The organism is Photobacterium kagoshimensis (assembly GCF_050337045.1).
Taxonomy (GTDB): Bacteria; Pseudomonadota; Gammaproteobacteria; order Enterobacterales; family Vibrionaceae; genus Photobacterium; species Photobacterium kagoshimensis.
Map to the genome: position 1 here is coordinate 94,683 of NZ_JAKJSO010000009.1, position 14,015 is coordinate 108,697.

General features: G+C 44.8%; 11 protein-coding genes. 10 read left to right on the forward strand and 1 reads right to left on the reverse strand.

Annotated elements, in window-relative coordinates; genetic code table 11:
- Window positions 1-9 precede the first annotated feature (9 nt).
- The 6 genes from flgG (at window position 10) to flgL (ending at window position 7,030) form a co-directional block, all read left to right on the forward strand.
- On the forward strand, window positions 10-798 hold the full coding sequence (flgG, locus tag L4C35_RS03780) for a flagellar basal-body rod protein FlgG (RefSeq protein ID WP_048899755.1): 789 nt from the start codon (window positions 10-12) through the stop codon (window positions 796-798).
- A 34-nt stretch (window positions 799-832) separates the two neighbouring features.
- Window positions 833-1,606 (forward strand): flagellar basal body L-ring protein FlgH, encoded by a 774-nt coding sequence (flgH, locus tag L4C35_RS03785; RefSeq protein ID WP_428461948.1) that lies wholly within the window; start codon window positions 833-835, stop codon window positions 1,604-1,606.
- A gap of 20 nt (window positions 1,607-1,626) precedes the next feature.
- Window positions 1,627-2,724, forward strand: a complete 1,098-nt coding sequence (locus tag L4C35_RS03790; RefSeq protein WP_428461628.1) for a flagellar basal body P-ring protein FlgI — start codon at window positions 1,627-1,629, stop codon at window positions 2,722-2,724.
- A gap of 80 nt (window positions 2,725-2,804) precedes the next feature.
- On the forward strand, window positions 2,805-3,770 hold the full coding sequence (gene flgJ / locus L4C35_RS03795) for a flagellar assembly peptidoglycan hydrolase FlgJ (protein ID WP_428461949.1): 966 nt from the start codon (window positions 2,805-2,807) through the stop codon (window positions 3,768-3,770).
- Between the two features lie 172 nt (window positions 3,771-3,942).
- Window positions 3,943-5,826, forward strand: a complete 1,884-nt coding sequence (flgK, locus tag L4C35_RS03800; RefSeq protein ID WP_428461629.1) for a flagellar hook-associated protein FlgK — start codon at window positions 3,943-3,945, stop codon at window positions 5,824-5,826.
- A 13-nt stretch (window positions 5,827-5,839) separates the two neighbouring features.
- Window positions 5,840-7,030, forward strand: coding sequence for a flagellar hook-associated protein FlgL (flgL, locus tag L4C35_RS03805; protein WP_428461630.1), 1,191 nt, complete (start codon window positions 5,840-5,842; stop codon window positions 7,028-7,030).
- A 107-nt stretch (window positions 7,031-7,137) separates the two neighbouring features.
- Here flgL and L4C35_RS03810 read toward each other — a convergent pair whose 3' ends face one another.
- Window positions 7,138-9,246, reverse strand: a complete 2,109-nt coding sequence (locus L4C35_RS03810; RefSeq protein WP_428461631.1) for a tetratricopeptide repeat protein — start codon at window positions 9,244-9,246, stop codon at window positions 7,138-7,140.
- A gap of 308 nt (window positions 9,247-9,554) precedes the next feature.
- Here L4C35_RS03810 and L4C35_RS03815 point away from each other — a divergent pair, with 308 nt between their 5' ends.
- The 4 genes from L4C35_RS03815 (at window position 9,555) to fliD (ending at window position 13,981) form a co-directional block, all read left to right on the forward strand.
- Window positions 9,555-10,706: a flagellin gene (locus L4C35_RS03815; protein WP_428461632.1), complete on the forward strand. Its 1,152-nt coding sequence runs from the start codon at window positions 9,555-9,557 to the stop codon at window positions 10,704-10,706.
- A 249-nt stretch (window positions 10,707-10,955) separates the two neighbouring features.
- Entirely contained in the window at window positions 10,956-12,089 is a 1,134-nt protein-coding gene (locus L4C35_RS03820; protein WP_428461633.1) for a flagellin, read from the forward strand.
- Between the two features lie 63 nt (window positions 12,090-12,152).
- Window positions 12,153-12,590: a flagellar protein FlaG gene (locus tag L4C35_RS03825; RefSeq protein WP_428461634.1), complete on the forward strand. Its 438-nt coding sequence runs from the start codon at window positions 12,153-12,155 to the stop codon at window positions 12,588-12,590.
- Between the two features lie 23 nt (window positions 12,591-12,613).
- Entirely contained in the window at window positions 12,614-13,981 is a 1,368-nt protein-coding gene (gene fliD / locus L4C35_RS03830) for a flagellar filament capping protein FliD (RefSeq protein ID WP_428461635.1), read from the forward strand.
- Window positions 13,982-14,015: the final 34 nt, after the last annotated feature.

The window sequence follows — 14,015 nt, forward strand, 5'->3', positions numbered from 1 at the left end:
GAAACTAAGATGCATCCAGCACTATGGGTAAGTAAGACTGGCCTTGACGCTCAGCAAACCAATATCTCAACCATTTCGAATAACTTGGCGAATGCCTCGACCGTGGGTTTTAAAAAGAGCCGTGCGGTCTTTGAAGATTTGTTTTACCAAAATATTAACCAACCAGGTGGCCAATCGTCGCAAGATACACAATTGCCATCGGGGTTGATGTTGGGTGCGGGTTCTAAAGTCGTTGCGACCCAAAAAGTCTTTACTCAAGGTAATACCCAAACTACCAACAACGCGATGGACATGATGATCGAAGGCGATGGCTTCTTTCAAATCATGCTACCTGACGGCAACATTGGTTATACCCGAAATGGTCAATTCACCATTAATAACGAAGGTCAATTGGTCACAACAGGCTCGGGCTATGTCCTTCAACCTGAAGTGGCAGTACCTGAAGATGCAGTGGGTATTACCGTGGGTACGGACGGTGAAGTGTCAGCGCGTATTCGTGGCCAGCAAGAAAACCAAGTGCTTGGTCAGATCACCACAGTTAACTTTATCAATCCAGGCGGTTTAGAGCCTATTGGTCAGAACCTCTTCTTACCAACGGGGGCAAGTGGTGATCCGCAAGAAGGTGTTCCAGGCTTGAACGGTTTAGGTTCAATTCGTCAGTCGATGCTAGAAACATCGAACGTTAATGTGACCGAAGAGCTGGTTAACATGATTGAAGCGCAGCGCGTTTACGAAATGAACTCGAAAGTTATTTCAACGGTTGACCAAATGCTTAGCTACGTGAATCAGCAACTGTAAGTCGGGCAGCAATGGTAAGTAAGGTAGTTTGATGATGAAAAAATGCTTGTGTGGCTTCGTCTTTTTAGCACTCACTGGTTGTGAAATGATGCCGCCGCCTGATACTGGTAATGATGTAGATAAAGCGACCACCAATGTGGATGCGGTTGAAGGCTCGACACAAAAAGACTCCGATCTGGTGGATATGCTCCGTCGCCGTACCGATCCTCAAGCTGGTGATCCGGCGTGGGCAAGTATTCGCCCTCAGCCTAAGCCTGAACACTATGCGACTGCGACAGGATCGTTATTCAGTCAAACACAAGTACAAGACTTATACGATGATACTAAGCCGCGCGGTGTTGGTGACATTGTGACTGTGCTATTGGAAGAAAAAACCCAAGCGAAAAAGAGCGCGAGTTCTGATCTCGACAAGAAAACCGACATGAGCATGGATCCAATGGCGATCGGTGGTCAAAACTTGCAAATTGCTGGTCGTGAACTGTCGTACGAAGTGAAGAACCAAAATAAATTCGCAGGGACGACATCGGCTGATCAGAGCAACAGCATTAAAGGTGAAATCTCGGTTGAAGTTATTGATGTGCTCGCCAATGGCAACTTAATGGTGCGTGGTGAAAAGTGGTTAACCTTGAACACGGGTGATGAATACATCCGCGTTAGCGGCACCATTCGCCCAGATGATATTTCACAAGAAAATACCGTTACATCAACACGTATTACTAATGCGCGTATCCAGTATTCGGGTACGGGTGATCGCCAAGATATTCAAGAACAAGGCTGGTTAGGCCGATTCTTCAACGTCACGTTATAACTGTGGCACCTACCTGGAGCATGAACGTGAACGTCCGTCTATTAATCGCTAGCTTGTTAATGTTACTCACCTTGCCAGCTAATGCTGCCCGCATTAAAGATGTGTCGGAAGTTGCTGGGGTTCGTAGTAACCAATTAGTGGGCTATGGTCTGGTTGTCGGCTTGCCGGGAACGGGCGAAACCACACCCTTCACCGATCAAAGCTTCCGTGCCATGCTGCAAAACTTTGGTATTCAATTGCCTGCTGGGCAAAAGCCGAAAACTAAAAACGTAGCTGCAGTCGCAGTGAATGCCACGCTACCCGCCTTTACTAAGCAAGGCCAGAGTATTGATATTACGGTGTCTTCAATCGGTTCGGCTAAAAGCTTACGTGGTGGTACGCTGCTACAAACCTTCCTAAAAGGTCTCGATGGCAAAGTGTATGCGGTCGCTCAAGGGAGTCTCGTGGTGAGTGGATTCAGCGCTAGCGGTGCTGATGGCTCGAAAATCGTGGGGAATAACCCAACCGTTGGCCGTATTTCTAATGGTGCTATGGTTGAGCAAGAAGTCCCGAACCCCTTTGGCCGTGGTGATTTCCTGACGTTTAATTTGTTTGAATCTGACTTCACCACAGCGCAGCGCATGGCAGATACCGTGAATCAATTCCTAGGCCCTGATATGGCGGCGGCCATTGATGCGACCTCTATTCGTGTTCGCGCCCCGCGTGATGTCAGTCAGCGTGTTGCTTTTTTATCAACAGTTGAAAACCTAGAGTTTGACCCTGCTGAAGGTGCAGCCAAAATTATTGTTAACTCACGTACTGGCACCATAGTGGTTGGTCAGCATGTTAAGTTAAAACCTGCTGCTATTACCCATGGTGGCATGACGGTCACTATTCGAGAGAACCCACAAGTGAGTCAGCCGAATGCTTTCTCTGGCGGTAACACGGTTGTTGTGCCTAACTCTGAAGTGGAAGTCACAGAAGCAGACTCGCGGATGTTTAAATTTGAACCCGGTGTCAGCCTTGATGATTTAGTGCGTGCGGTTAATCAGGTAGGCGCTGCGCCATCAGATTTAATGGCAATTTTGCAAGCGCTAAAACAAGCGGGTGCGATTGAAGGCCAGCTGATTATTATCTAATGGCATTTCTGAGTAAGCAGAGAAAGGCCGAATTGGTAAAAGATTACATTAAGAAAAGATTAAATTGAGCAAAGACGATGATTAAAAATGTAGATGCGGGATTTGTTCATGACCTATCAAGCCTTGATCGCTTACGGGCAGGGATCAAAGATGATGAGCAAGGATCGTTACGTGCCGCCGCAGTACAGTTTGAATCTATCTTTACTCAAATGTTATTTAAATCCATGCGCCAAGCCAATGAAGCGTTTGAATCGGATTTAATGAGCAGCAGTAACACCAAGTTCTTTGAGCAGATGCACGATGAACAAATGGCCAGTGAGCTGAGCAGCACAGGATCACTGGGCTTAGCGGATTTGATCGTTAACCAATTAGGGGGCGAGCAAGAAAAGCCCCCAGAAGATGTGATCCGTAATGCGATCCATGACTCACCATTACGCTTACCTGTCGATAAAAACGGTAACAAGCCTGATCAAGCGATGGTTGATAAAGCCGCTGATGATGCCATTAAAGCGATGAAAGCATCACAAGCGCAGCAGTCGGCAGTCATGGCACCGCCTTTAGCTAAGGTAAAGCCTGAAACCTTTGATAGCCCTGAAGAGTTTGTCAGTAAATTGCAGCCATACGCAGAAAAAGCGGCCAACGCGTTAGGGACAGATCCTGCTGTTTTGATCGCTCAAGCCGCGCTCGAAACAGGCTGGGGTAAAAAAGTTATCAAGAATGCTGCGGGTTCAAGTAACAACTTATTTAATATCAAAGCTGACCCTCGTTGGCAGGGCGGCAAAGTGGCCACCAATACGTTGGAGTTCCATAACGGGATCGCGGTACAAGAAAAAGCGGCCTTCCGTTCGTATAACGATTACCAAGACAGCTTTAATGATTACGTGCGGTTTTTAAACCAAAACCCACGTTATGAAAAAGCCCTGAGTTCACCGGAAGATCCGCGTCAATTTATTCGTAACCTACACCAAGCGGGTTATGCAACCGATCCTAACTACTCACAAAAAGTGATCAGCGTGATGGATAAAGTCACCAGTATGATGAAGTAATACCATTCAACAAATGGGTTATCATAAGTTTATCAAAAGCACCTAATGAGGGTGCTTTTTTACTTTCTAGCGGGTGTTAATTTATTTGTTTATTGGAAGTTTTTCAGTTGGCGCGAATATTGCATTTAAGTCAGCATTAATCATATTTGCATGAACAATTACTGGAGGCGAGATGGGGTTTGACCTACTCAATATGGGGTCGCAGGGCGTTTTAACCGCTCAGCGTCAACTCAACACCACTAGCCACAATATTAATAACGTTAATACTGAAGGTTACAGCCGCCAGTCTGTTGTTCAAAGCACTAATGACCCAATTTGGTGGGGCGGCAATCAGTATGGCACTGGCGTGCATGCGGCAGAAGTTCGCCGTGGCTACGATCAATTTGCCACCAACGAATTGAACTTGACCACCACCAACTTGAATTATGCCAGCGAACGTGAAGGTCAGTTAGGGCGTTTGGATAATATGTTGGCGAACAGTGCCAAGAAAATTCCAGAAGACATGAACCAATGGTACGACGCGATTAAAGGCATGGCGGATAGCCCTAGCGATATTGGTAGCCGTAAAGTTGTACTAGAAAAAGCCAAGTTAGTCGCCGCGGGCTTGAACGACAACCATAAAGTGTTGGCGCAGCAGCAAACGGAAAGTAATGAGGTTTTAGCGCGTACGCTTGATCGTGTGAATGATATTGGTCGTGAGCTGGTGGATATTCATCAAGCGATCATCAAAACCCCGACTGCGGGCTCTGATAATGATTTACTCGATCGCCACCAAGCCTTGATTAACGAGCTGTCTCAGTACACCAAAGTGACGGTGACGCGCAAGAATGATGAAACCTTTAATATCATGATTGGTAGCGGCCACACCTTGGTATCGGGAACAGAATCGAGCCAACTGAAAATGGTGGACGGTAATCCTGATCCGCGTCAAACACAGTTGGCGATGGTGGAAGGTAAGTCGCTCAAAGTCATTCGCAATGATGATATTGGCGGCAAGCTGGCTGCACTGTTTCAGTTTCGTGATGAAACTTTAGCGCAGGCCATGGATGAAATGGGCCGTATCGCGGTCGGTTTTTCTGATTCAATGAACGAACTGCAATCGCAAGGTTTAGATTTAAAAGGCCGCGTTGGTGAGAATATTTTCCACGATATCAACAGCCCAGAAACAGCAGCTGCCCGTGCATTGATCCCTAAAGGTTCAACGGCGGCTGTGAATGTTTATATTGATGACATTAAAGCGTTAAAGTCTGGCGAATATCAACTGAGCTTTGATGGCAGCCAACACCAATTAGTCTCACCAGATGGCCAACGCCAAACGGTGATGCCAAGTGGTACGCCCCCAAAATTTAGTATTGATGGTTTAGAAATTGAAATCGCTGCGCCTATCGGTATTGGTGAGCCAATTTTAATTCGTCCGACTCGGACCTCTGCTAGCGAAATTCGTGTCACCATGGAAGACCCATCAAAATTGGCGGCGCAGAGCTACATGAGCTCTGCCACTAAAGCGCACGGTACGGCTGATTTGCAGGTATCGACGCCAGGTGCTTTACGTGAATTCCAAGTGGCCATTTCACCTGATGCCAGCCAATTCGCAGTGCTTGATATGAAAGGACAAATTTTACAAGCGCCACAAGCGTATCCGCCAGCAGGGGATGTGACGGTAAATGGTACTAGCTTTAGTTTGAGTAACGGTGCATTGGGTAACGATGTCTTTGCGGTTAACCTTAATGCCGCTGTCGGTGATAACGGCAACTTGATCAAAATGCAAGACGTGCAAACCGCGAAACTGATGAATGATGGTCGCTCGACTGTACTCGATGTCTATGAAGGGTTGAATACCGACATGGGCGTGCAAAAAGCATCGGCAAGCCGTTTACGTGAAGTGGGCTTAGTGGAAAAAGAAGCAGCTGAAAGCCGAGTCGCTGAGATCTCAGGGGTGAACCTTGATGAAGAAGCCGCCAACATGATGCGCTTCCAACAGTCTTATGCTGCGTCGTCTCGAATTATGACGGTAGCAAATGAAACGTTTGAAACCTTGCTGAATGCATCTCGCTAGGGAGTAACTTGATATGATCACTCGTATGGCAACTTTCCATAACTATCAATCTGTTGCGAATGACATGAATCGTCAGCAAGTTAAAGTTGCCGAAAACCAGCAGCAGTTAGCAACGGGTAAACGATTATTAACGGCGGGTGATGACCCTGTTTCTTCGATCTATATTCAGAACTTCGATCAGCAAAATACTCAAATAGATCAATCGTTGAAAAGTATTACCATGGCACGAAACCGTCTTAACAATGAAGAGACGGCAGTGGCTGAAGTTGAAAACCTGCTGGATGAAGCAAAACGAAAATCCATGCTGATGGTCAATGGTTCCCTATCCACCGATGACCGTATCGCGCATAAGCAGGATATGCAGGGTTTATACGATTCGTTTATGAACTTGGTCAATAGCCAAGATGAGTCGGGTAACTTTGTATTTGCGGGGACGCGCTATAACAAGCAGCCTTTCTTTAGAGATAACAACGGCGTTGTTGCATACGCAGGTGATAGCTACCAGCGAATGGCAAAAGTTTCCGCATCGGTTGATGTACCTGTGAATGATGCGGGTGACAAACTATTTTTAGAAGTCGCGAATCCGTATGGTGATTATCAGCCTGACTATGATTTAAAAAGCGGTTCTTTATTACTGTTATCCAATGCAGCAAATAGTAATAATGCTGATAAGGCGGCCTATGATATTACCTTTACCAATACAGCCGCTGGTACTAACTATGAGCTATTCCAAAACGGAGTATCGGTTCAGCAAGGTAAATATGAACCAGATACTGGTATTCAATGGGGGACGCTACAAGTTGATCTAGAAGGCGAAATCAAAGACGGTGATAAAATTAGTTTAAATCGTCAGGAACACGTCAATGTGTTTGAAGCGTTTCGTCGTGGGATCGAATTGTCTGATAGCAGTGTGTCGGATGCGTCAGCCAGTGCCGAATTACATCAAGTTGCCGCGGAATTATCGGAAGGCTTTAAGCATATTAACCGAGTGCGTTCAGAGGTGGGTACTCGCCTGCAAACGTTGGATCGACAAGAAGATATGCATCAAGACTTTAAAATTGTGATGAGCCAAGCGCGAGGCACACTGCAAGACTTAGATTATGCCAGTGCGGTAATAGAGCTCAACGAAAACATGATGTCGCTGCAAGCCTCGCAACAGGCGTTTGCTAAAACCAAAGATTTGAATTTGTTTAATTATATTTAATGTTAACACTATTAATAATAAGTTCTTTTACGGGTAAAAGTTTTGGTATTAAAAAGCCTTTGCGAATAGCAAAGGCTTTTTTGATCCACTGCGATGTGTAGGCTTGTTTAGTCGGTAAGATCTGTTTTGATCCGCTGACTAATCGCCTCAATCATCGGATATTTATTAGCCATCAGTGGTGGGAAGCGGAACAAAAATTCTTGTTTCTCATCCATATCACCAAAATACTCAGTGGGCTCCGCGAAGTTCGACTCATTCGAACCTGCACCATAAACATAACAAGGTGTTGTGGTTGTTACCGTTAACATGTGCACCGCGGTTGGGGCTGTGAAGACAACATCCAGTGAATCCATTACCGCAGCAGTTGCAAGGAAATCATCACGCAGATCTAGCCCTTCAAGCTGAATCACTTTCACGCCGCTTAACTTCTCAATTTTCTTTAATTCTTTACTGCATTCACCGTACTGCAAGTTATAGAAAGTCGCATCAGGAAATTGCTTAATAAAGTGCGCCACTTCATGGGTTTTCAAGAAATTTATGTTACGTGATGCCGACCCTAAACCACTACGCCAGCTAATACCTATTTTGAGCCCAGAGCCTGAATGTTGGGCATCAACTTTGTCTTGCCAGTGCTGTTTGAGCTCGCTAGGGAATACCGCATAATGGGGAGAATCCCAGTGTTTACCTTCTTTTCGGTATATCTCGGCACCTATGCTCCCAACGGGTATCCAGCTGGTTATGTATTGTCCTATTTCAGCTGGGATGATTATTTCATGGTTATCCGATATTCGTTGCTGTGGTATGTAGGTGATTGTTGGGAATGCTTGTTCTAGCAATGGCACTAATCGTGCGTCACACGCGACATACAGCTTATCGGTGTAACGAAGAAGAAATGAAAGGTTGTGATAGTTTCGAATTTCATCACCCACCCCTTGCTCTGGTAGTACAAGAAGGTGTTCATTCAACGGGTGTTCAATTGTCCAGCGCGGTAGCTTATCCGTGTTGGCTAAGCGTTTTCCGTTTGTTGTCCCGAGTTCATGCGTTGGATAATACTGTTCCCATTGATTACGGTGAAGGTGAATGTAATGGCTAAGCCATATAATTTCATCATCATCTGGGTTACTTGTAAGTACTTGCTTTATGAGTTGCTCAACTTTTGTGATTTCACCGAAATACCAAGTGACTTCGATTTGATAACGACTGAGTTCGGTATAGCGTTTATCAGAAGCGCCGACTTTGGCTTTATCTATATACTCAAGCGTGTGTTGCATGGCTTCTATGGTGTAGTTATAGCGTGTACGAAGTAACTGAAAACAGCAAACGGCGTACATATAAATGATGTCATTATCATCAGGGAAGCGTTGGATTAGACTTTTACCTAACTGCTCGCCTTGTATCCAGTGCGAATCTTTTACGCACATGACGAACCATTGTTTTTCAATTTGAGGGTGTTCACCTGCATGGCGAATGAAATCTTGGCAGACTATTCGACCATTACGGTAATCTTTTAAGCGGGCGTAAGCCTTTGAAAGTAAAATCGCCGCCAAGTCATCAGTCGGATCAAGTTGTAGTAGGCGTTTTAATTGGTGGGCAGCTTCTACATTTTTATCTTGTACCATCAATAGCTGCACCCATTTTTGCAATGTGGCGATGTTGTTTTCATCCAAGGCGAGAACAGCAAGGATTAGTTGCTCTGCTTGTACGTTATGGTGTTGCGCCATAAGCGTATCTATAGCCTTAAGGGTTTCATCGATTTCTTTATCAAATTGCAGTTTTTTTTGCTGTTGAATAACATCGAGTTGTTTTTTATCGCGTTGACTGGCACCCCGTTGCCCCATGAGTGCGGTAAGCTCTTGCCGCAGCTGTAATGCACTGACATTCGCTGGATCGGCAGAAAGTAGATCTTCTAACACCAACAGCGCTTCTTTATTACGACCTTGTGCTTTAATCGCAATGGCTAAATCAAGTTGCAGAGATAAATCTTGAGGCGCTAGGCTTTGAGCATGGCGAAGTTTAGCTTCTGCCGCATTAAAAGCATGATCTTCCATATCGAGAACAGAGAGAACCTGTAAAACAGGCAAAGAGTCAGGAGCTGCGACAAGAACTTGTTCAAAAATATTTCTGGCCGTCTCTTTTTCACCTTGTTGGTAATGCTCCACCGCCAAATTAAACGCTTCTTCTAGCGTTAAAGACGTCTTATTTGTCTCACTCGTCATTATTTGCTCTCAGCCACATCTACAGTTATAGCTGATTATATGCAAGAATTGTACCTAAGGTGAGTTTCCCCCACTTGAATAGGCATCACCTTGCCACCTTGCCGCATCACCATCTGATGGTTTGTGTTAAGTGGTTGAAAATTAATGGCTAGTTTTGTTGGCATGCTTATTGCTAAATGCTCAGTGGTCAACAAGTGTTGCCAATAATTTAATGATATTAGATAGCTAGTCCCGCTTCATTGTCTTTTGGATTGACTGTTGCGGGTAGGCTGTTTCGCTGAAGACAGCGAAAGTCAAAGGAGAGCAAAATGGGTGTAACAGTAAACACCAACGTGTCTGCCATGACTGCGCAGCGTTACCTGAACAAGGCATCAGAAGATCTTGGTCGTTCAATGGAACGCTTATCGACAGGTGAGAAGATCAATAGTGCAAAAGATGATGCTGCTGGTTTACAGATTTCTAACCGTCTAGTGGCGCAAACTCGCGGCTTAAATGTTGCTATGCGTAATGCCAATGATGGTATTTCGATTGCACAAACCGCAGAAGGTGCGATGCAAGAATCGACCAGCATCTTGCAACGTATGCGTGATTTGTCACTACAGTCTGCTAACGGTGCAAACTCCGATGATGATCGTGTGGCAATGCAAGAAGAAGTGTCGGCACTGCAAGACGAACTTAACCGTATTGCTGAAACCACAGCTTTTGGTGGTCGTAAGCTACTGAACGGTACATTTGGTGAAGCGGCATTCCAAATTGGTTCAGATTCTGGTGAAGCGATCATTATGGGTATTACCAGTGTGCGTGCTGACCATACTGATATGGGCGGCCAAAAAGTGATGGCGCAAGGTAAAGCGGGTCCGAATTGGACAGCAGGTTCAAATAACGTGCTTAAACTGGATATCGCCGGCAAAACGTCAGCGGTTTCTGTTAAATTGATTGAAGGCGATGACATTGAGGAAGTGGCAACCCGCATCAATGGTCAATCTAACGGTAAAGTGAATGCGTCTGTTACTGAAGATGGCAAGCTGCAGCTATTCTCTGATGAAGGTAAGGTTGTTGTAGGACAAAGCACTAAGCTTGCGCTGGGTGTGAACGATGCTGGTACTAGCACGACAATATTTGCTACCCAAGCCTCTAGTTCATTAACAACAGTTCAAGAAATTGATGTTCAATCTGTGGGTGGCGCGCAATCCGCTGTGAGTGTGATCGATGCAGCCCTTAAGTACATTGATAGCCAACGAGCTGATTTAGGTGCGAAACAGAACCGCCTAGGCCACACCATAAATAACTTGGCTAATGTATCTGAAAATGTATCGCAATCTAACAGCCGAATTCGTGATACTGATTTTGCAAAAGAAACCACAGAAATGACCAAGAGCCAAATCTTGCAACAAGCAAGTACCTCTATCCTTGCGCAAGCAAAACAAGTGCCTCAAGCGGCAATGACGTTACTTCAATAAATCAAATCACATTTGACTAAACGGCAAGAGGTTTCCTCTTGCCGTTTCTTTTGCCTGTTTGATAGTACTGTCATTGATATCTCTATCAATACCATGAGTGGTATTTAGTGAATTTATCTTTTTTGGCTTTTTTTAAAAAAAGTCTTAAAGGTTTTCGAAACCATGCCGTTACAACTCTTGAATAAAGAATTAGAAAGGTTTTACCGGCTGGGCTGGTCAAGCCATTATGAATAGGTAAGGAGATACATTATGGCAGTTACAGTAAATACTAACGTTTCTGCAATGACCGCTCAGCGTTACTTAAACCAAGCGTCTGAAGCGACTGGTAAATCAATGGAGCGTCTTGCTACTGGTAGTAAGATCAACAGTGCAAAAGATGATGCTGCTGGTCTTCAAATCTCCAACCGTTTGATGACTCAAAGTCGTGGCCTTGATGTTGCTGTTCGAAATGCTAACGACGGTATTTCAATGGCGCAAACTGCTGAAGGTTCAATGCAAGAAACAACCAGCATCTTGCAACGTATGCGTGACCTATCGCTACAATCAGCTAACGGCTCGAACTCTGCAGAAGACCGTACGTCGATGCAAGAAGAAGTAACAGCACTTCAAGACGAACTTAACCGTATCGCAGAAACAACCTCTTTCGGTGGTACTAAACTGCTTAACGGCACATTCAACACGCGTTCTTTCCAAGTCGGTTCGGATTCAGGTGAAGCCGTTCAAATGGAAATTAAAAACGTACGTGCTGATGAAGCGAAAATGGGTGGTCAAGTTCATACAGCTAAAAATGGAAAAGATGCTAGCTGGACGGTTGGTACAGCAGATACGCTGAAGATTTCGACAACGGGTAAAACTTCAGCAGGTGTTGATATCAATGTTAAAGCGGGTGATGACATCGAAGAGCTTGCAACTAAAATCAATGGCGCAATGCCTGATGTGAATGCTTCTGTTTCAGAGAAAGGTGAACTACAGATTGTTAGCGCATCGGGTCAGAGCCTAGTATTCAGCGGTACTCTGGCATCAACGGCGACTACTGGTCTAGGTCTCACGAAAGGTAACGGTACTGCGACATCAATCCAAGATGTAGATATCCAGACAGTGGGTGGTGCACAAAAAGCGGTCGCACTTATCGATAACGCACTTAAGTACGTAGATTCAAACCGTGCTGAGCTTGGTGCTTCGCAAAACCGTTTGAACCACACCATTAACAACTTGAACAACGTTAATGAAAACGTATCGGCATCTAACAGCCGTATCCGTGATACAGACTTTGCGAAAGAAACCACACAAATGACGAAGAGCCAAATTCTGTCTCAAGCATCTACGTCTATCTTGGCGCAAGCAAAACAAACGCCACAAGCGGCACTTAGCCTACTAGGTTAATCGCTGATAAGACGGCAAGGTGAGAACCTTGCCGTTTTTCTGTTTACAGGAAGGTAATAGATAATGGAAATAAAACCCGTTGCTATGTCTCCGCTGCCTTCATCCTCTTCTGCGCAAACCCCCTCATCTGGCACGAATGTTGCAGATAAATCTGGCAGCACAACATCACTTTCTCAAACTATACACCAAGAGCAAGCTGTAAAAAGTAGTGATCAAGGCAAAACCGATGTTCGTCGTGTAGAGCGAACGGCTTCGCTTGAAGAAAAACAACAAATTCAGCAGCAAGAATTGGAAAAAATGGTTGAGAGTATCGAAGAGTTTGTAGGTACTTTGAATAAAGGGCTAGCATTTCGCTTAGATGAAGATTCTGGTCGGCAAATTATTACCGTTTACGATAAAAAAAGCGGTGAGATCGTGCGACAGATCCCTGATGAAGATTTATTGTCATTGTCTCGTCAGTTAGCAACGCACTCTGGGGGGTTATTTACCACCCAAGTTTAATTTTGATACGTTCGAGGATGTAAATGAATATTGGTTCCGCAACGGCATCTGGCCTAGATATCAACAGCATGGTTAACAAGATTGTTGAGTCTGAGCGTGCGCCAAAAGAAGCGCGGATCAACGAACAACGCGGACAAATCAGTACGACTATCAGTGCTTATGGGCAACTCAAAAGCTCGCTTGATGTTATGAAAAACATGATGTCAGACTTTCGCCGTAATGATGCCTTTTCGGCGCGTTCAGTGAGTGTGGATAACGATGAAGTGCTTAAGCCATCGGTTGATGCAGACGCGATACCAGGCAAATACACCATTGATGTTCAGCAATTGGCGCAGTCACATAAAATAGTATCAGGTTCTTTTGATGAGAAAGACAAGCTAGGCGCAGGTAAGCTTGCTATTTCACTGGGGGGAAAACATTTCAATGTTGATATTCCTGAAGATGAAAGCAAAGCACTCGATATTGTTCGCCATATTAACCGTCATCCTGCTAATACGGGCGTTATGGCATCATTAATTAAAGATGATGTGGGGACGCGTTTGGTCTTATCATCGGATAAACCTGGCGAAGATAACACTATAAAAGTCAAGGTAGATGCTCCCATTACCAGCACCTTGCAGAAGTTTGGCTTTAACCCCAATAACGATTTGAACTCCATGAGTGAGATGCAAGTCGCCAAAGACTCTAAAGTCTTGATCGATGGTTTAGCTGTAGTGACAAGCCAAAATAATGTGATAGAAGATGCGATCAAAGGGGTCGATCTTAATTTAGAAAAAATCACAGATGGCATCGATGTAAAGCCGGTAGTGGTTGAAGTGGCTTACGATCGTGACGCTGTGCGAGGTTCAATCGAGCAGTTTGTACAAGCCTTTAATCAGTACCAAAACACATCAGAGCAATTAGCTAAATTTGATCCGCAAAGCCAAGAAAAAGGGCCGCTGGTTGGAGACAGTATTGTACGTATTTCCAATAATCAATTACGTGCTGCATTTTCCACCCCGCTAGAAAAAGCCCCTGAGTCACTGTCGACACTGAGTGAGCTTGGCATCAAAACCACGCTGGAAGGTAATTTAGAAATCGACTACAAAGTGCTGGATAAGCATTTAGATAAAAATTTCAGTGATGTGGGTGAGTTTCTAGGTGGCCGTAATGGCTTTGCACGTAAAATTGAAGAATTGATCCACGCTCATACTGGGATCACAGGCAGTATACGTAGCCGTGAAAATAGCTTAAATGACCAAGTGCTCGATCTTAATAGCGATCAAGATAAGTTGAATCGCCGCATGGACAGTGTGCAAAAGCGAACTTTTGATCAGTTCGCGGCAATGGACAGCGCTATGGGTAAAATGCAGAGTCAGTTTGGATCAATGATGAGTATGATGCCACAGTAGAATGACTTTGGTGTCGTGATAAAGAGATTTCAGT